15 protein-coding genes and 1 riboswitch are annotated in these 16,660 nt (G+C 55.1%); of the genes, 8 read left to right on the top strand and 7 right to left on the bottom strand.

Annotated features, from left to right (window positions below; all coding sequences use genetic code 11):
* Positions 1–105: 105 nt before the first annotated feature.
* Entirely contained in the window at positions 106–1,467 is a 1,362-nt protein-coding gene (yegQ, locus tag USH94_RS01940) for a tRNA 5-hydroxyuridine modification protein YegQ (RefSeq protein WP_111965797.1), read from the top strand.
* Positions 1,468–1,628: 161 nt separating this feature from the next.
* Here yegQ and USH94_RS01935 read toward each other — a convergent pair whose 3' ends face one another.
* Positions 1,629–2,129 carry a DUF523 domain-containing protein gene (locus USH94_RS01935; protein WP_111965798.1) on the bottom strand — a complete coding sequence of 167 codons (501 nt, stop codon included), beginning with the start codon at positions 2,127–2,129 and terminating at the stop codon, positions 1,629–1,631.
* A 141-nt stretch (positions 2,130–2,270) separates the two neighbouring features.
* On the opposite strand from USH94_RS01935, the gene yegS reads away from it, so the two are divergent.
* Positions 2,271–3,170: a lipid kinase YegS gene (gene yegS / locus USH94_RS01930; protein WP_047174536.1), complete on the top strand. Its 900-nt coding sequence runs from the start codon at positions 2,271–2,273 to the stop codon at positions 3,168–3,170.
* Between the two features lie 53 nt (positions 3,171–3,223).
* Here the strand turns inward: yegS and fbaB are convergent, their stop codons facing one another.
* On the bottom strand, positions 3,224–4,276 hold the full coding sequence (gene fbaB / locus USH94_RS01925; protein ID WP_008500869.1) for a class I fructose-bisphosphate aldolase: 1,053 nt from the start codon (positions 4,274–4,276) through the stop codon (positions 3,224–3,226).
* Positions 4,277–4,526: 250 nt separating this feature from the next.
* Here fbaB and USH94_RS01920 point away from each other — a divergent pair, with 250 nt between their 5' ends.
* Genes USH94_RS01920 through USH94_RS01910 form a run of 3 tightly spaced genes read left to right on the top strand, consistent with a single transcriptional unit; the run spans position 4,527 to position 7,755 of the window.
* Positions 4,527–5,804, top strand: a complete 1,278-nt coding sequence (locus USH94_RS01920; protein ID WP_111965799.1) for a nucleoside permease — start codon at positions 4,527–4,529, stop codon at positions 5,802–5,804.
* A complete protein-coding gene (locus USH94_RS01915; protein WP_111965800.1) occupies positions 5,801–6,805 on the top strand; it encodes an ADP-ribosylglycohydrolase family protein in 1,005 nt (334 codons plus the stop codon). The genes USH94_RS01920 and USH94_RS01915 overlap by 4 nt, the downstream gene beginning before the upstream one ends.
* Complete coding sequence (locus USH94_RS01910) at positions 6,802–7,755, top strand: PfkB family carbohydrate kinase (RefSeq protein WP_111965801.1); 954 nt, start codon at positions 6,802–6,804, stop codon at positions 7,753–7,755. The genes USH94_RS01915 and USH94_RS01910 overlap by 4 nt, the downstream gene beginning before the upstream one ends.
* Here the strand turns inward: USH94_RS01910 and USH94_RS01905 are convergent.
* From USH94_RS01905 to thiM, 3 genes are read right to left on the bottom strand one after another with little or no spacing between them, the layout of a single operon-like run.
* A complete protein-coding gene (locus USH94_RS01905) occupies positions 7,729–8,475 on the bottom strand; it encodes a GntR family transcriptional regulator (RefSeq protein ID WP_111965802.1) in 747 nt (248 codons plus the stop codon). The genes USH94_RS01910 and USH94_RS01905 overlap by 27 nt on opposite strands.
* Before the next feature lie 42 nt (positions 8,476–8,517).
* Entirely contained in the window at positions 8,518–9,318 is an 801-nt protein-coding gene (thiD, locus tag USH94_RS01900; protein WP_111965803.1) for a bifunctional hydroxymethylpyrimidine kinase/phosphomethylpyrimidine kinase, read from the bottom strand.
* Complete coding sequence (gene thiM, locus USH94_RS01895) at positions 9,315–10,085, bottom strand: hydroxyethylthiazole kinase (protein ID WP_111965804.1); 771 nt, start codon at positions 10,083–10,085, stop codon at positions 9,315–9,317. The genes thiD and thiM overlap by 4 nt, the downstream gene beginning before the upstream one ends.
* A 35-nt stretch (positions 10,086–10,120) precedes the next feature.
* A riboswitch (TPP riboswitch) is annotated at positions 10,121–10,218 on the bottom strand.
* 615 nt (positions 10,219–10,833) lie between these two features.
* Here thiM and USH94_RS01890 point away from each other — a divergent pair.
* Together USH94_RS01890 and USH94_RS01885 are read left to right on the top strand one after the other, a co-directional pair.
* Positions 10,834–11,907, top strand: a complete 1,074-nt coding sequence (locus USH94_RS01890; protein WP_111965994.1) for a YadA C-terminal domain-containing protein — start codon at positions 10,834–10,836, stop codon at positions 11,905–11,907.
* 213 nt (positions 11,908–12,120) lie between these two features.
* Positions 12,121–12,582, top strand: coding sequence for a hypothetical protein (locus tag USH94_RS01885; protein ID WP_111965993.1), 462 nt, complete (start codon positions 12,121–12,123; stop codon positions 12,580–12,582).
* An 84-nt stretch (positions 12,583–12,666) separates the two neighbouring features.
* Here USH94_RS01885 and USH94_RS01880 read toward each other — a convergent pair whose 3' ends face one another.
* Both USH94_RS01880 and USH94_RS01875 read right to left on the bottom strand, forming a co-directional pair.
* Complete coding sequence (locus tag USH94_RS01880) at positions 12,667–14,100, bottom strand: glycoside hydrolase family 32 protein (protein ID WP_111965992.1); 1,434 nt, start codon at positions 14,098–14,100, stop codon at positions 12,667–12,669.
* Positions 14,101–14,115: 15 nt separating this feature from the next.
* The gene (locus USH94_RS01875) at positions 14,116–15,357 is read right to left on the bottom strand and encodes an MFS transporter (RefSeq protein WP_111965991.1); all 1,242 of its coding nucleotides are present in this window, start codon (positions 15,355–15,357) and stop codon (positions 14,116–14,118) included.
* Positions 15,358–15,595: 238 nt separating this feature from the next.
* Between USH94_RS01875 and USH94_RS01870 the strand changes: the two genes are divergently transcribed.
* Positions 15,596–16,603, top strand: a complete 1,008-nt coding sequence (locus USH94_RS01870) for a LacI family DNA-binding transcriptional regulator (RefSeq protein ID WP_111965990.1) — start codon at positions 15,596–15,598, stop codon at positions 16,601–16,603.
* Positions 16,604–16,660: the final 57 nt, after the last annotated feature.

The raw sequence follows: 16,660 nt of genomic DNA, 5'->3' as shown, positions 1-16,660 counted from the left end.
CCCTGCCCCGCAGCGCTACAATGCCCGCCCTTAAAGTGGGGGATCTCCCCTTACCGCTGCACCAGGTGCACGCGGATCTGACCTGTCATCAGAACGAGAACAAACATGTTTAAACCGGAACTCCTTTCCCCGGCGGGAACGCTGCAAAATATGCGTTACGCTTTCGCCTATGGCGCCGACGCCGTGTATGCGGGCCAGCCGCGCTACTCGCTGCGCGTGCGTAACAACGAATTCAACCACGAGAACCTGCAGCTCGGCATCAACGAAGCGCATGCCCTGGGCAAAAAATTCTACGTGGTGGTCAACATCGCGCCGCACAACGCCAAGCTGAAAACGTTCATCCGTGACCTGAAGCCGGTGGTCGATATGGGGCCGGACGCGCTGATCATGTCGGACCCGGGTTTAATCATGCTGGTTCGGGAGAACTTCCCGGAGATGGATATTCACCTCTCCGTGCAGGCAAACGCCGTCAACTGGGCAACGGTGAAGTTCTGGAAGCAGATGGGGCTGACCCGCGTCATCCTGTCCCGCGAACTGTCTCTGGAAGAGATCGAAGAGATCCGCACTCAGGTGCCGGATATGGAAATCGAAATCTTCGTCCACGGCGCGCTGTGCATGGCCTACTCCGGCCGCTGCCTGCTTTCCGGCTACATCAACAAGCGCGACCCGAACCAGGGCACCTGCACCAACGCCTGCCGCTGGGAATATAACGTCCAGGAAGGCAAAGAGGATGACATCGGCAACATCGTCCACAAGCACGAGCCTATTCCGGTGACCAACGTTGAGCCGACGCTGGGCATCGGCGCGCCAACCGACAGCGTGTTTATGATTGAAGAAGCCAAACGTCCTGGCGAGTACATGACCGCCTTTGAAGACGAACATGGCACTTACATCATGAACTCAAAAGATCTGCGCGCCATCGCCCACGTCGAGCGTCTGACGCAGATGGGCGTGCACTCCCTGAAGATTGAAGGCCGCACCAAATCCTATTACTACTGCGCGCGTACCGCGCAGGTGTACCGTAAAGCCATCGACGATGCGGTCGCCGGTAAACCGTTCGATACCAGCCTGCTGGAAACTCTGGAAGGCCTGGCGCATCGCGGCTATACCGAAGGCTTCCTGCGCCGTCATACCCACGACGACTACCAGAACTACGAGCACGGCTACTCCGTTTCCGAGCGCCAGCAGTTTGTCGGTGACTTCACCGGCGAGCGTAAAGGCGCGCTGGCGGCCGTCGCGGTGAAAAACAAGTTCACCAAAGGCGACAGCCTGGAGCTGATGACCCCGCAGGGCAACATGAACTTCACGCTGGAGCATCTGGAAAACGGCAAAGGCGAAGCGATTGACGTGGCGCCGGGCGACGGGCATACCGTCTGGCTGCCGGTTCCGGAAGAGGTGGAGCTGAAGTTCGCGCTGCTGATGCGTAACTTCAACGGTGAAAGCACCCGAAACCCACACGGCAAATAGTCAATCAGGGAAATTTTTTCGCGCTGGGATAATTCTTAGAATCGGATCACATACCGCTTCGTTCAATACGGGTATTATCCCCCCGCTGAAAAACATAACCCATAAATGCTAGCTGTACCAGGAACCACCTCCTTAGCCTGCGTAATCTCCCTTACGCGGGCTTATTTTTTGCCTTCTCTCTCCTCAATCCAGGCAATGAGTTCGTCGATTTGCTTCTCTGAGAACACGGCGATCCCATGCTCTGCGAGCAGCGATGCCGCAACCCCCCTCCCCGCTTTATGTCTTCCGCGAAAAGAACCGTCATAAATGAACTCGCTGCCGCACGTTGGGCTGCCATCGGTTAACAATGCAGCGCTACACCCCGACTCCTGAGCAGCGCGTAGCGCAAGCCAGGCTGCAAGCTGATAATGTGCGGTCACGTCCTGCCCGGTATTTTCAATAATTCTGGCTTGCCCGCGCATTACGTCTTTGCCATCAGCGGACATAATCTCTGCCGGAGGACGAGGTACAGGCAGCCCGGCAGCCAGTTCAGGGCAGTGGATAACCAGACGTTGTTCCTGCTGCCAGCGAGCAAGTTGCTCACCCATTCGCGCTTTCTCACTTCCGTTATAGCGAACCCTGAAGCCCATCAGGCACGCGCTTACCAAAATTTTATTCATCATCACTTTCCTGTGATTACGTTCATATCATCGCTGGAGTGTAACGCGCTTTCGGGCATATTTTGTTCCTTTCATCCTGTTCTTACCCGCTTTTTTCCTCTCTGCTATACACTCTTACTAACGCTAAAAAAGGGAGCAGCGCGGATGGCAACCTATCCAGACAGTTTATTGATTCTCAACGGCAAAAGCGCGGGCAACGATCTGTTGCGTCAGGCAATTCACGGCTTGCGCGACGACGGCGCGCGCATTCACGTAAGGGTTACGTGGGAAAAAGGCGACGCGGCACGCTATATCAATGAAGCCCTCGGGCTTGGCGTTGAGACCATCATTTCCGGCGGCGGCGATGGCACTATCAATGAGATTGCCTCAGCGCTAATCGACCTGCCCCCGGCAAACCGCCCGGTGATGGGCATTTTACCGCTCGGCACCGCCAATGACTTTGCCACCAGCGCCGGGATCCCGGAGGAGTTAGAGAAGGCGCTCCAGCTGGCGATCCTCGGTAAAGCCACCGCTGTAGATATTGCGCAGGTGAATGATAAAACCTGCTTTATCAATATGGCGACCGGCGGGTTTGGCACGCGCATCACCAGCGAAACGCCGGAAAAGCTGAAGGCGGCGCTGGGCGGCGTGTCGTACCTGATCCACGGCCTGATGCGCATGGACACTCTCAAGCCTGACCGCTGCGAAATTCGCGGCGAGGATTTTCAGTGGCAGGGTGACGCGCTGGTAATTGGCATTGGCAATGGTCGACAGGCAGGCGGCGGTCAGCAGCTGTGCCCGGAGGCGCTGATCAATGACGGTCAGCTACAGCTGAGGATTTTCACGGGCGACGGCCTGCTGCCCGCGCTGTTTACCACGCTGACGCAGCCGGAAGAGAGTCCAAATATCATTGACGGGAAATCGGCGTGGTTTGAGGTAAATGCGCCGCACGGGATGACGTTTAACCTCGACGGAGAGCCGCTGAGCGGGACGCAGTTCCGCATTGAGGTGTTGCCCGGCGCGCTGCAGTGTCGGTTGCCGCCGGACTGTGTGCTTTTGCGCTGATGGTATTGCCGGGTGGCGGCTACGCCTTACCCGGCCTACACTTCGCCCTCAGGTCAGGCAATCGTGACTTTGCTGTCCAGATAGACGTCCTGCACCGCATTGATCAGCTTCACGCCGTCGGCCATCGATTTCTTAAACGCCTTGCGGCCAAGGATCAGCCCCATGCCGCCCGCACGTTTGTTGATAACCGCCGTACGCACCGCGTCTGACAGGTCGGTATCACCGCCCGCCGCACCGCCGGAGTTGATCAGCCCCGCGCGGCCCATGTAACAGTTCGCCAGCTGGTAGCGCACCAGGTCGATCGGGTTATCGCTGGTCAGCTTGCTGTAAACGCGGTCATCGGTGTAGCCAAAGTTCACCGCTTTATAGCCGCCGTTATTCTCGGCCATTTTCTGCTTCACGATGTCAGCGCCAATGGTCGCCGCCAGATGGTTCGCCTGGCCGGTCAGGTCGGCCGACACGTGGTAATCTACGCCGTCTTTTTTGAACGCCGAGTTACGCAGGTACGCCCACAGCACGGTCACCATACCGAGCTCATGAGCGCGCTCAAACGCCGCAGAGATCTCCTCAATCTGACGACGGGACTGTTCCGAGCCGAAATAGATGGTCGCCCCAACGGCAACCGCACCCATGTTGAACGCCTGCTCGACGCTGGCGTAGAGCGTCTGGTCATATTCGGTAGGGTAACTCAGGGTTTCGTTGTGGTTCAGCTTCACGAGGAACGGAATGCGGTGGGCATAGCGACGCGAGACGGAGGCCAGCACGCCGTAGGTGGAGGCTACACAGTTACAGCCCGCCTCAATCGCCAGCTCAACAATATTCTTTGGATCGAAGTAGAGCGGATTCGCCGCAAAAGAGGCGCCCGCCGAGTGCTCAACGCCCTGGTCTACCGGCAGAATCGAGAGATATCCGGTGCCGCCGAGCCGCCCGGTGTTATAGAGCGTCTGCATATTTCGCAGCACGGCAGGGGGACGGTTGTTATCGACCATCACGCGGTCAACATAATCATGACCAGGCAGGTAAAGCTGGTCGGCTGGAATGGTCATACAACGATGCTGTAAAAGGCTGTCGGCGTCTTTGCCAAGCAACTGCGCAATATCAGTCATGTGATACTCCCGTAAGTTCGACGTCATGTCGGTGTGCGTTAATCCAGTCCCATTATTTATGGGCAGACTAAGCCTGGTACCGACTTAACGGATTTTCCACCCATTGCATTTTTTTTCAGCACAATCTGCTGGCTCGATTCGTGTACAACAAAACTGTTACATTGATCAAACAATCGCCACAAAGGTATTTAAAAGGTATTATTGAATGGTATGTTAAAGGCGTACCCTCTCTGACATGCAGGATTAAAAAATGAAAACGAAAGTCCAACTGTCATTCATGATGTTTGTTGAATGGTTTATCTGGGGCGCGTGGTTTGTGCCGCTGTGGCTGTGGCTGAGCAAAAGCGGTTTTACCGCCGGGGAAATAGGGTGGTCTTACGCCTGTACTGCCATTGCCGCTATCCTCTCCCCGATTCTGGTCGGCTCGCTGACGGACCGCTTCTTCGCCGCGCAGAAAGTGCTGGCGGTGCTGATGTTTGCCGGCGCGATTCTGATGTACTTCGCCGCACAGCAAACCCAGTTCAGCACCTTCTTCCCGCTGCTGCTGGTTTACTCCCTGACCTACATGCCCACCATCGCGCTGACCAACAGTATTGCCTTCGCGAACGTGGATGACGTCGAAGCCGATTTCCCGCGTATCCGCGTGATGGGCACTATCGGCTGGATCGCCTCCGGTCTGGCGTGTGGGTTCCTGCCGCAGATGCTGGGCTACAGCGATATTTCCGATACCAATATTCCGCTGCTGATGACGGCCGCCAGCTCCGCCCTGCTCGGCGTCTTTGCCCTGTTCCTGCCGAACACCCCGCCGAAAAGTACCGGCAAGCTGGACTTCAAAGTGATGCTCGGGCTGGACGCGCTGATCCTGCTGCGCGACAGAAACTTCCTCGTGTTCTTCTTCTGCTCGTTCCTGTTCGCCATGCCGCTGGCCTTCTACTACATCTTCGCCAACGGCTATCTCACCGAAGTGGGGATGAAAAACGCCACCGGCTGGATGACGCTCGGCCAGTTCTCCGAAATCTTCTTTATGCTCGCCCTGCCGTTCTTTACCAAACGCTTTGGTATTAAGAAGGTCTTACTGCTGGGTCTGATTACCGCCGCCATCCGCTACGGGTTCTTCGTATACGGCGGTGCGGAACAGTACTTCACCTACGCCCTGCTGTTCCTCGGGATTCTGCTGCACGGCGTGAGCTACGACTTCTACTACGTCACCGCGTATATCTACGTGGATAAAAAAGCGCCGGTGCACATGCGCACCGCCGCACAGGGCCTGATTACGCTGTGCTGCCAGGGCTTTGGTAGCCTGCTGGGTTACCGCCTGGGCGGCGTGATGATGGAAAAATTGTTCGCATACAAAGAGCCGGTGAATGGGCTGACCTTCAACTGGGCCGGAATGTGGACGTTTGGTGCAATCATGATTGCCGTGATTGCCGTGCTGTTTATGCTGTTTTTCCGCGAATCGGACAAAGAGATCGCCGCAATTGCGGTGGTTGATGGCGATACCGCGCTGACACAAGGGGAAGTTAAATGAAACAAGAACGTGTTCTCGGTGCCCTTTACGGGCAGGCTTTAGGGGATGCGATGGGCATGCCGTCGGAGCTGTGGCCGAGAAAGCGCGTCAAGGCGCACTTCGGCTGGATCGACCGCTTTTTACCCGGCCCGGCAGAGAATAATGCGGCCTGCTATTTCAAACAGGCAGAGTTTACCGACGATACCTCAATGGCGCTGTGCCTGGCTGATGCGATCGTCGAGTGCGACGGGGAGATCAACGCGGACGTTATCGGCAAGCATATTCTGCGCTGGGCTCTGGATTTCGATGCGTTTAATAAGAACGTGCTCGGCCCGACCTCCAAAATCGCGCTTAACGCAATTCGTGACGGCAAGCCGGTCAGCGAGCTGGAAAACAACGGCGTGACCAACGGGGCGGCGATGCGCGCCTCCCCGCTGGGCTGCCTGCTTCCGGCGACGCGTCTGGAACACTTTGTTGAGCAGGTGGCGCTGGCCTCCAGCCCGACCCATAAATCCGACCTCGCCATTGCCGGCGCGGTGGTGATTGCGTGGGCGGTTTCCCGTGCCGTCGACGGCGAAAGCTGGCAGAACATCGTCGATGCCCTGCCGGGTATCGCCCGCTATGCGCAGGAGGCGAAAACCACCACCTTCAGCGCGTCGCTGGCGGCGCGTATTGAGCTGGCGCTTAAGACCGTACGGGAAGCCAACGGCATCGACTCCGCCAGCGAGCAGATTTATCAGCTTGTCGGCGCAGGAACCAGCACCATTGAGTCCGTCCCGGCGGCCATTGCGATGGTCGAACTGGCGGAAACCGATCCGAACCGCTGCGCCATTTTATGCGCCAACCTGGGCGGCGATACCGACACCATTGGCGCCATTGCGACGGCCATCTGCGGCGCGCTCCACGGCGTCCAGGCAATTGACCCGGCGCTGAAGGCCGAGCTCGACGCCGTTAACCGGCTCGATTTCGGTCACTATTGCGAGAAACTGCTGCACTATCGGGAGCAAAGGGAGGGCGTATGAATGCATTTGCCCAACGTCTCGACACCCTGCACGCCACGCGCCCGGTGACGGTGCTGGGCGCAGCGGTGATAGACGTCATCGCCGACGCCTACGCCCTGCCCTGGCGCGGGTGCGATATCGAACTTAAGCAGCAGGGCGTGAATATCGGCGGCTGCGCGCTAAACATTGCCATCGCCCTGAAGCGGCTCGGCATTATGGCGCAAAACGCTCTGCCCGTCGGTCACGGCGTCTGGGCGGATATTATCCGCAACGCCATGGCGAAGCAGGATCTGCACAGCGCCGTGGAGGCCGATACGGGCGACAACGGCTGGTGCCTGGCGCTGGTTGAGCCTGACGGCGAACGTACCTTTATGTCCTTTAGCGGCGTGGAGAACCAGTGGCAGCAGCGCTGGCTGGATGCGCTTTACGTTCCGCAAAACAGTCTGGTTTATTTGTCCGGCTACCAGCTGGCATCGCCGTGCGGCGAGCTGCTGACACGCTGGCTGGAGGGATTACAGGACGTGACGGCATTGATCGATTTCGGCCCCCGCATCGCGGATATTCCCGACGCGCTGATGGAGCGGATTATGGCCTGCAGGCCAATCGTGTCGCTCAATCGTCAGGAAGCGGAACTTGCAGCTGAAAGACTGGGCGTAGAGGCTGAAAACCTGGGTGAAGTATGGCAGCAGCGCTTTGGCGCCGCGCTGATCGTGCGCCATGATAAAGACGGTGCTATGTGGTATGACGGTGACGCCTCTGGCGTTGTTCCGGCGTTCCCGGCGACGGTTGTGGACACCATTGGTGCTGGCGACAGCCACGCGGGCGGCACGCTGGCAGGGCTGGCAGCGGGATGGTCGCTGGCAGACGCCGTTCTGCTGGGGAATGCCGTGGCGTCCTGGGTGGTCAGCCACCGCGGCGGCGATTGCGCCCCGACTCGTGAGGAATTACTCCTCGCACACAAAGACGTATAGATCGCTGCGACAGTAGCTGATGCTGTACTCAATCGGACGGTGCTGCTGGTCAAGCGCAACTTGCTTGATCACCAGCACCGGTATTTTTTCATCCATCTTAATGTGCGCCTGAAACTCGCTGTCCGGCATGCGGGCGCTCACCCTTGAGCGGGTGCGCTGCGGGAAAATATTCTGACTGCGGAAGTAGTCGTACAGCGAAATGCCAATTGCATCCGGATCGGGAATTAACCCGACCGGCACCCAGGACTCTTCAATCGACACCGCATCGTCATCCACATAGCGAATGCGCTTAAGTAAAAAAACCTCGCTGTCCGGGGAGATCGACAGGTGGTTAGCCACCTCTTCCGGGCATTTCACCACCCGCTTGTTGACCCACAGCGTATTGGGCTTTTGGCCGCGCAGCACCACCTGCTGCGAGAACCCGCGCGCCTCTTTCAGCGAATATTCAAAGATGTTGTTGATTTGCGTGCCATATCCACGGGAACGCGTCACCACGCCCTCTTCCTCCAGCGCCTGCATTGCCTTTCGCACGGTGATGCGCGACACGCCGGTTAACTGGCTCAGATCGCGCTCGCCGGGCAAAATATTCCCGTGCTCCAGCATGCCGCTTCGCACCGCATTTTTTACCGTTTCGGCAAATTTCAGGTACAGCGGCGTGTTGTCCGGCGCGGCGATCCGTTCATTCAGTTGAGCGATTAACCGGGTATGCGCTTGTTCCATCTCTGTTTTCTCAGGCGTGGTGTTTCCTGCCAGTATACTGGGTTACCACCATGCATGAAAATGATGAACCGGCCCAATACCGTGACCGACTTCCAGAGTATCGGCTTTTGCCAGCGCCGCCGAGAGCCAGGCTTTCGCTTCGCTAACCGTATCGGCCCAGCCTTCATGCCGGGGACGCAGCGCCGCCAGCGCGGCGGAGAGCGTGCAGCCCGTGCCGTGGGTGTTTTTGGTCTGCACGCGCGGCGCGGTAAAACGTACTTCGCCATCGCGGGTAAAGAGCCAGTCCGGGCTTTCAGTGTCGTCAAGATGACCGCCCTTCATCAGCACCGCGCCGCAGCCCATCGCCAGCAGCGCGTTTCCCTGCGCTTTCATCTCGCGTTCAGTTTGCGCATGCGATGTGCCTAACAGCGCGGCGGCTTCCGGCAGATTGGGCGTGATAAGCGCCACCTGCGGCAGCAGTTTTGTACGCAGCGTCTCCACGGCGGAGGCCGAAAGCAGCGGGTCGCCGCTTTTTGCCAGCATGACGGTATCCAGCACCACGTTTTGCACCTGATAGCGTTTAAGCCGCTCGGCCACCGCTTCCACAATATCCGTCTCGGCCAGCATGCCGATCTTGGTAGTATCGATGCGCACGTCGCTGAATACCGAATCCAGCTGTGCGGCAACAAAATCTGGCTCGATACGGTAGACCGACTGCACGCCGCGCGTGTTTTGCGCCACCAGCGCGGTAATGACCGAGCAGCCGTACGCGCCAAGGGCAGAGAATGTTTTCAGGTCAGCCTGGATACCCGCGCCGCCGCTGGGATCGGTGCCGGCAATGGTCAGAGCGTTAATCCGCTTCATGCCTGCTCCTCCAGCGTATAGAGCGCATCCAGGAACGCGCTGGCAAAAATGCCCGGGCCACGCGACTGCGCAACCGCGACCGTTCCGGCTCGTTTCATCCATCCGCAGGCGGCAGCGACGTTATCCATCCGGTCGCCCGGCAGCGAGCAGCTCGCCGCCACAACGGCAGAAAGCGCGCATCCGGTGCCTACCACGCGCGTCATCAGCGGATCGCCGCCGGTAACCGTTCGGGTACGTTGCCCGTCCGTGACGTAATCCACCTCGCCGGTGACGACCACAACGGCATTGGTCTGGCGGGCCAGCGCCTGTGCAGCGGGCACCGCGCTGGCGGCGGTATCGGTCGTATCAACGCCGCGCCCACCCGGGCTCATCCCGGCAAGAGCAAGGATTTCAGAGGCATTGCCGCGAATGGCCGCCGGTTTCAGGGCAAGAATTTGATGGCAAAAACGGGTGCGGAACGCCAGGGCGCCCACGGCAACCGGGTCCAGCGTCCAGGGCTTGCCTGCCGCCACCGCGCTCTCAATCGCCCGGCGCATCGACTGGGCGCGCGGCGCGGTCAGCGTGCCAACGTTGACCAGCAGCGCATCGGCGATCGCGGCAAACTGTTCAGCCTCTTCGGCCTCGATCACCATCGCCGGGGATGCGCCAAGCGCCAGCAAAACGTTGGCCGTAAAGGTCTGTACGACATCGTTGGTCATACAGTGGGTCAGCGGAGAACGGGTGCGGAAGTGATGTAAAACGTGTAAATCGAGCAGGTCAGGCTGCATGGGTTCGCTCCTGCCTTGCGTGAAGAAGCGATGACCGGGAAGGCATCTGACTTCCCTACGCTGGCATTATCCAGATCAGGTAATACGGGTATTTCTCAGCCTTCAACGAAGAAGGGCACCCCGAGTCAAAATACTTTTAAAACAATGATTTATTTAAATCAATGTTCTCAATCAGTGTAACCGTGGCCACAGGTCAGGCGCAAGGGGTTTTGATTTATCACGGCAGCGATCGCGTTATGAATCTCCCTAAACACTTTTTCGCTAGAATCTTCAACATAAATATTTTCTCCTGGTATATCCCGGAACAAAAATGAGCTGAATTTATTTTCATTCGAAGCTGACGAAAGGTTCGATAATAAATAATCGGCAAAAAACCATAAATTTACATAAACTGTTATGTGTATTATTAACCCATTTAAATCAAAACACTTAAATATATTTAATGTATTAGTGTTTTATATCTAATTTGACTCTCATCCATTATGAATCGCTATCTTATTGTATTATAAGACTATTAGGCCGAGCTTTTCTGAAACAACTCGTTTAGCTATTCCTGCTATTTATGATTTAGATCAATAATCAAAATTACACATTCATAGATAGTTACTGCACGTTACGAAATAAGTTATCAAACCAAAATTATCAACCTTATTATCGAATTTTTAGAGATATAACAAGACGTTGTATCTTCCCGCCAGGATAGCGCCCTTACTTTATTTTTTCTTGTAGTGATGATGAGAGCTTTAAAATGAACTATTTAAATACAACAGCTATCGCTGTTTTTGGTTTTGTGTTCGCTGGTTCAATGAATACCGCAAATGCTGCGGAAGCAAACATAAACCTTGACGATAACGTCAACAATCCAGGTGCTCACATTCAAATTCAGGGTACCGATAAAACCGCCTATAACCTTGATAACATCGAGGGGAGTAACATTAAGCAAGACGGGCAAATCTATAACCTTCAGGGTGATATTGACAGAGCAAATACAGCTATTAATAAAGCACAAGATACAGCTAACACCGCTCAAGATGGCGTAAATGCTAACACTCAAGCTAACGCTATCCTTAACCAGAAAGTCGACGATTACAAAGCAGATCAGACAATCACTGATAACAAACAGAATATATTGATTGATAACACTAATAATAAAGCAGACGCGGCTTTACAAGGCGTTATTACTAACGCTCAAGCAATCATTGATACAAACACGAGAATAGATAAAACTGACATCACCGCGACCAATGCGAACAACAAAGCAGACGCCAACACTCAAGCGCTAGCAAGTAAGGTAGATAAAAGCATTTTCAACGCCGATCAGGATAGACAAGATCAAGCACTTCAGGATGCCTCTGGCAAAGCGACTCAGGCATTTAATACGGGCGCTTATGCGCAATCTTTAGCTGTCGATGCACAAACGGTAGCCGCAGCGAATAAAGCTGCTGTTGCTACCGTTCAGTCACGCCAGCAAACACAGGAAGCGACGATTCAGAATCACAGCGCACAATTAGCGAATCATGAATCACGTATTATTGCGTTAGAGAGTCAAAATAACGCTAAGTTCTCTTCTCTGGAGAATCAGCAGAATGAGGATCGCAAGGAATATCGTGCTGGTATCGCTGGCGCTGCTTCTCTTGCTGGTTTGCATTACGTTGATACAGATAACGCGGTTGCCGTCGGTGCTGCCAACTTCAAAGATGCGCAAGGTTATGCAATCGGCTACCGTCATAAGTTCGCTGAGAATGTAGCTGCTACCCTCTCTACATCAGGTACATCTAACGGCAATGAAATTGTTGCGGCGTCCGCATCTTACGGATGGTGATGTTACAGTATTAAAACAAAATGCCAGTGAGCTAAAAAAATCGCCCATGAGTTTTAATCAGCTGGCTATAACTCAATACATTGCTGCCCGCAAAGAAAATGACAAAGTACATTTTTATCTCCGCTGTTTTGTATCTCACTTTTATTTTATTAGGGATATGGATCGGCTTGATGTTAGGCACCTATATTTATAATTGTAATTACTGAGGCAATAATGAAAAAGTTAATGATGATAGCGGCAGTATTATCTCTTGCTGCGTGTTCCTCACCAGCGCAACGGATGGCGGATTGTCAAAGCAAGGGGGTGAGTAAAGACGCTTGTTATATTGCAGAGCAAAACCGCACATCAGCCATTAACGCTGCTGCAGAAAAACAGGCTTTGGAGAATGCTGCTCAACTTGCACAATCAGCACATAAGCATTTTCCTGAAGGCTGCACTCAGGTTATGGATGCTGCGGGTCGTTGTGACAGCAGGCCTGCCAAAGCAAGCGGCGATGTTAAACAGTTTTCAGGTGAAGCGGATCACGTTATGAATAAGCCAATATCTGATGCTGCTGAATATCTGCTTTCGAAAGGCTGGAAGCCAAATAAGGGTTTATGGCACAAGGGTAACTATATTATGCAGCTGGTTGTCGAGAAAGAGAGAGTTGTAAACGCACAATTATCAAAAATGTGATCTTAGCACTACGCTCCCTCCTGATAAGATTTACATAGCCCCATTTGTATGGGGCTTTATTTTAGCACATGACTAAATACACATTTACTCTAACTGCCACGCCCCGCCATGAATAAGCGATGCTCCTCCCGTCCAGGCAAATAACGCCAGCTCGCGGCATTCGGCATCAGGATAAATACGGCTGCTGAGGCACGCCTCACCTTCGTTAACAAACACTTCCACCGAAGAGCAGTCAAAAAACAGGCGCAGGCTGAGCGCGTCGTTCAGGTTAAGCGCGACGCTTCGGGTACCGCACAGGCAATACTGTGGATAGTGTCGCTCCAGCACCAGGCGCTGCATCTGGGCATCAACATAGAGGCGTAAGCCGTCGCCGAGACGAATGCCGTATTGCTCCGCGCTGCTATTCGTGCAATCCCATTGCAGAATGACCTCCATCGCATCGCAGTGTTCCACCAGCGTCATCTGCTGGTTATTAAGTGTACTTATCGGCCAGGGGAACCACGCCCCGCGCAGGGCTTCAACTTCTCTGGCTGGCCGCATTTGCAGATGGTTATCCGCACTCAGCGTCAGCTCGCGCGGTAAAGAAAGCATACCCGCCCAGCCATCCTGCTGTTCCGGCAGGGGCGATTCCCACATGTCCAGCCAGCCGATAACAATGCGGCGGCCGTCAGGAGTCAGGAAACTTTGCGGCGCATAGAAATCATGCCCGCGATCCATCTCCACAAATTCCCCTTCACGCACAAAAGGTTGGCCGGGCTGCCACTCGCCCAACAGGTAGCCGCTCTGGAAAAGATTACGATTTTTGAATCCCTCTGCCGCCAGCCCCTGAGGCGAAAACATCAGCACGCGTTTACCGTTGAGGGTAAAAAAGTCCGGGCATTCCCACATATAGCCCATCTCTTTTTCAGCCACCGCGAGCACGCCCCTGTCCTGCCACTCGCGCAGATCGGCAGATCGATAAACACGTACCTGGCCCGTATCTCCTTCGCGCGCACCAACGACCATGTACCACCACGCCCCTTCACGCCACACTTTCGGGTCGCGGAAGTGATGCAGTCCAGGCGGCGTGTCAACGATCGTTCCCTGCCGGGCAAAATGAATACCGTCACGGCTGGTGGCCAGGCACTGAACCTGGTAGAGATTAGCCTCATCGCCAGGATCGCCGTGGAATTTGTGGCCGGTGTAGATCAGCGCCAGCGTGTCGCCATCCACCACCGCCGAGCCAGAAAAACAGCCGTCCTTGTCGTCTGGTCCTTCCGGTGCCAGCGCAACAGGGAGGTGCTCCCAGTGAACTAAATCCTTGCTGCGCGCATGGCCCCAGTGCATCGGCCCCCACTGGGTCGAATACGGATGATGCTGGTAAAACGCGTGATACCAGCCGTCAAACCACACCAAGCCATTAGGGTCGTTCATCCAGCCAGCTCGCGCAGCGAGGTGGTAACGGGGATACCAGCGCAGGTTAAGTCCTTCGCGTCTGGACTGAAGTTCCTGTTCTGCTTTCGTAATGGAATACGTCATTTCTCTACTCTTTGATCAGATGGTGGAAGGTTGCGGCATGAGCGGGTCAGAAGAGGACTTACCCGAGCGCAACAGGAAGATGGAGATAAACGTGGTGGTGAAGACCAGTAGACCCATGATGAGATAGGACTGGGCAAAGCCGTATTTCTCATAGCTGTAACCTGCCAGCGGCGACAGCACCGAGGCAATCACCGAGCTTGTACAGGCAAAGCCCACCAGATAGAGGGTGGAAGAGAGCCGCTTATCAAAATGCAGGCTGTTGTATTTAAAGATGGAGACCAGCAAAACGGGCAGCTCAACCGCGTGCAATAGCTTGGTAATGGAGATCAATACCGGCCCCTCAACCAGACCCGATGCCACCATGCGCATCGCCATCACCATTCCGGCGAAAATCAGGCCGTTTTTCGCACCGAGGCGATTCACAAGCCACGGGGCGCAGAACATACCCGCCGCCTCCAGGAAAACCTGGAAGGAGTTGAGATAGCCGTACATGGCGTTCCCTTCCTGCAGCGTCGGGAACTGGGAGGAGAAATAGACCGGGAACTGCTGGTCATAAACGCCATAAATACAGGTGCCGATAACAAAAAACACCAGCGCCCAGAACCGCGGTAGCGTCAGCAGGCGCAAGGCATCTTCCAGCGTGACCTTACCGCCGGATACCGCCTCCTGCATGGCGTGCGGGGCCGAAGAGACTCTTAGGCGCGCCAGCAAAACAAAAAACACCAGCCCGGCGCAGCTCGCCACCGCGAAGTTCAGCTTCGGGTTAATGTTAAACAGGAGCCCGGCAAAAAAGGTTGCTGCCGCCCAGCCCAGCGATCCCCACATCCTCGCCTTGCCAAACTCAAACTGACTCTGGCGGGCCACGCGCTCGGTATAGGACTCCAGTACCCCTATTCCGCCGTTAAACGTCAGCCCGATATAAATCCCACCGAAAATACTGCCGAGTAACACGTTAATTTGCAGCAGATAACCAAACAGCAGGAAGGCCGGGCCAGAAAGAATGAGCAGGCTGGTCAGAAACCAGAGCAGGTTTTTGCGCAGGCCAAGTTTGTCCTGAATGAAGCCGTAGCAGATTTGCGCGCACAGCGCGGAGACGGACAGCACGGCATAGATGACTCCCGTATCCCCTGCCTTTAACCCCACCTCCTGATGGAGCCAGATAGAGAGCAACGAGCCGGAAGATGACCATGTGACAAAAAAGAAAAACAGTAATGCGCTTAATAAAGGGTAGCTGTGAGAGTGATGCGTTTTCATCATGACATTCTCATATTGGAGTAATGACATTATGGTAACGTTAACATTTATGCTTTCTCATACGGTTTGGCGGAAATTTAAGATGTTAATCACGAAAGTTAACGTTAACATTGATAGAATGAGATCGCGATCAAATATTCATCACTGAATTAAATGTGGCCTGGCCTGTGCATCAGCCTTCCTTTTACATCAGCGACTTAGTTGTATACCCTTTCCCGCAGAGCATTAACGGAGTAAGAAAATGGCTTCCCTGAAGGACGTCGCAAAGCTGGCTAACGTATCGCTGATGACGGTCTCCCGCGCGCTGAATAGCCCGGAGCGCCTTAAACCTGAAACGCTGGCGCGCGTTCAGCTGGCTATCGAGCAGACCAGCTACGTTCCTGACCTGTCCGCCAAGAAAATACGCGGCGCGCATGCCTCGCCTAAAACCATAGGCGTACTGGCGCTCGATACGGTGACGACGCCTTTTTCGGTGGAGATCACGCTGTCAATTGAAGAGACGGCCAGAATGCACGGCTGGAACAGCTTCGTGATGAATATGTTTACCGATGACAACCCGGACGCCATTGTCGATCTTCTTCTCTCTCATCGGCCTGACGGAATTATCTACACCACCATGGGGCTACGTCAGGTTCCTCTCCCGGCTAAACTCCTCACCCTTCCCTGCGTGCTGGCCAACTGCGAAAGTGACGGCGAAAAGGTTGCCAGCTATATTCCCGATGATGAACAGGGGCAATATACCGCCGTGCGGGCGTTACTCGCGCAGGGTTATCGACGCCCTCTCTGCCTGCATTTGCCTGCGGGGCATCTGGCCACAATCCGTCGTCGTCAGGGGCTGGAGCGTGCATGCCGTGAAGCGGGGCTCGATCCGGACGGCCTGGCGCACAGCTATATGGCACCCGGCGATGAGCACTACCGCGACATTCCGTCAGTGTTGCTGGCTCACATCCAGAATGGCATTCCCCGGTTTGACGCGGTTATCTGCGGCAACGATCGTATCGCGTTTATGGTGTATCAGACGCTGCTGGGGCAAGGGCTTCGCATACCGGAAGATGTCGCCGTTATCGGCTATGACAATATGGTGGGTATTGGAGAATTGTTCCTGCCGCCACTCACGACGGTTCAACTGCCGCACTATGAAATTGGTCGCCTGAGCGCCTTGCATATTATTAACGGTGAAGAGCATCTGGAAACCACGCGCGTAGAAAGTCCATTTTTACTGCGTGATTCCGTTGCGCATGTAACGTAAGCCTGCTTTTTTGCCCATGACGCAAAAACAGGGAGCGTTCCCCTCTTTTTTGCCGTT

Origin of the sequence: Enterobacter sp. 148H3 (assembly GCF_034107425.1) — a bacterium.
GTDB lineage: Bacteria > Pseudomonadota > Gammaproteobacteria > Enterobacterales > Enterobacteriaceae > Enterobacter > Enterobacter vonholyi.
The sequence above is the reverse complement of the archived record's forward strand: the minus strand, read 5'-3'. Positions and strand labels throughout refer to the sequence as shown.

What these genes read in the sequence shown, in the direction of transcription:
- fbaB (WP_008500869.1), bottom strand. Translation starts at nt 4,276, where the DNA reads ATGACTGATATTGCGCAGTTGCTTGGCAAAGACGCCGACAGCCTTTTA.
- thiM (WP_111965804.1), bottom strand. Translation starts at nt 10,085, where the DNA reads ATGCAGCCTGACCTGCTCGATTTACACGTTTTACATCACTTCCGCACC.
- USH94_RS01870 (WP_111965990.1), top strand. Translation starts at nt 15,596, where the DNA reads ATGGCTTCCCTGAAGGACGTCGCAAAGCTGGCTAACGTATCGCTGATG.
- thiD (WP_111965803.1), bottom strand. Translation starts at nt 9,318, where the DNA reads ATGAAGCGGATTAACGCTCTGACCATTGCCGGCACCGATCCCAGCGGC.
- USH94_RS01875 (WP_111965991.1), bottom strand. Translation starts at nt 15,357, where the DNA reads ATGATGAAAACGCATCACTCTCACAGCTACCCTTTATTAAGCGCATTA.
- yegS (WP_047174536.1), top strand. Translation starts at nt 2,271, where the DNA reads ATGGCAACCTATCCAGACAGTTTATTGATTCTCAACGGCAAAAGCGCG.
- USH94_RS01920 (WP_111965799.1), top strand. Translation starts at nt 4,527, where the DNA reads ATGAAAACGAAAGTCCAACTGTCATTCATGATGTTTGTTGAATGGTTT.
- yegQ (WP_111965797.1), top strand. Translation starts at nt 106, where the DNA reads ATGTTTAAACCGGAACTCCTTTCCCCGGCGGGAACGCTGCAAAATATG.
- USH94_RS01935 (WP_111965798.1), bottom strand. Translation starts at nt 2,129, where the DNA reads ATGATGAATAAAATTTTGGTAAGCGCGTGCCTGATGGGCTTCAGGGTT.
- USH94_RS01910 (WP_111965801.1), top strand. Translation starts at nt 6,802, where the DNA reads ATGAATGCATTTGCCCAACGTCTCGACACCCTGCACGCCACGCGCCCG.
- USH94_RS01890 (WP_111965994.1), top strand. Translation starts at nt 10,834, where the DNA reads ATGAACTATTTAAATACAACAGCTATCGCTGTTTTTGGTTTTGTGTTC.
- USH94_RS01885 (WP_111965993.1), top strand. Translation starts at nt 12,121, where the DNA reads ATGAAAAAGTTAATGATGATAGCGGCAGTATTATCTCTTGCTGCGTGT.
- USH94_RS01905 (WP_111965802.1), bottom strand. Translation starts at nt 8,475, where the DNA reads ATGGAACAAGCGCATACCCGGTTAATCGCTCAACTGAATGAACGGATC.
- USH94_RS01915 (WP_111965800.1), top strand. Translation starts at nt 5,801, where the DNA reads ATGAAACAAGAACGTGTTCTCGGTGCCCTTTACGGGCAGGCTTTAGGG.
- USH94_RS01880 (WP_111965992.1), bottom strand. Translation starts at nt 14,100, where the DNA reads ATGACGTATTCCATTACGAAAGCAGAACAGGAACTTCAGTCCAGACGC.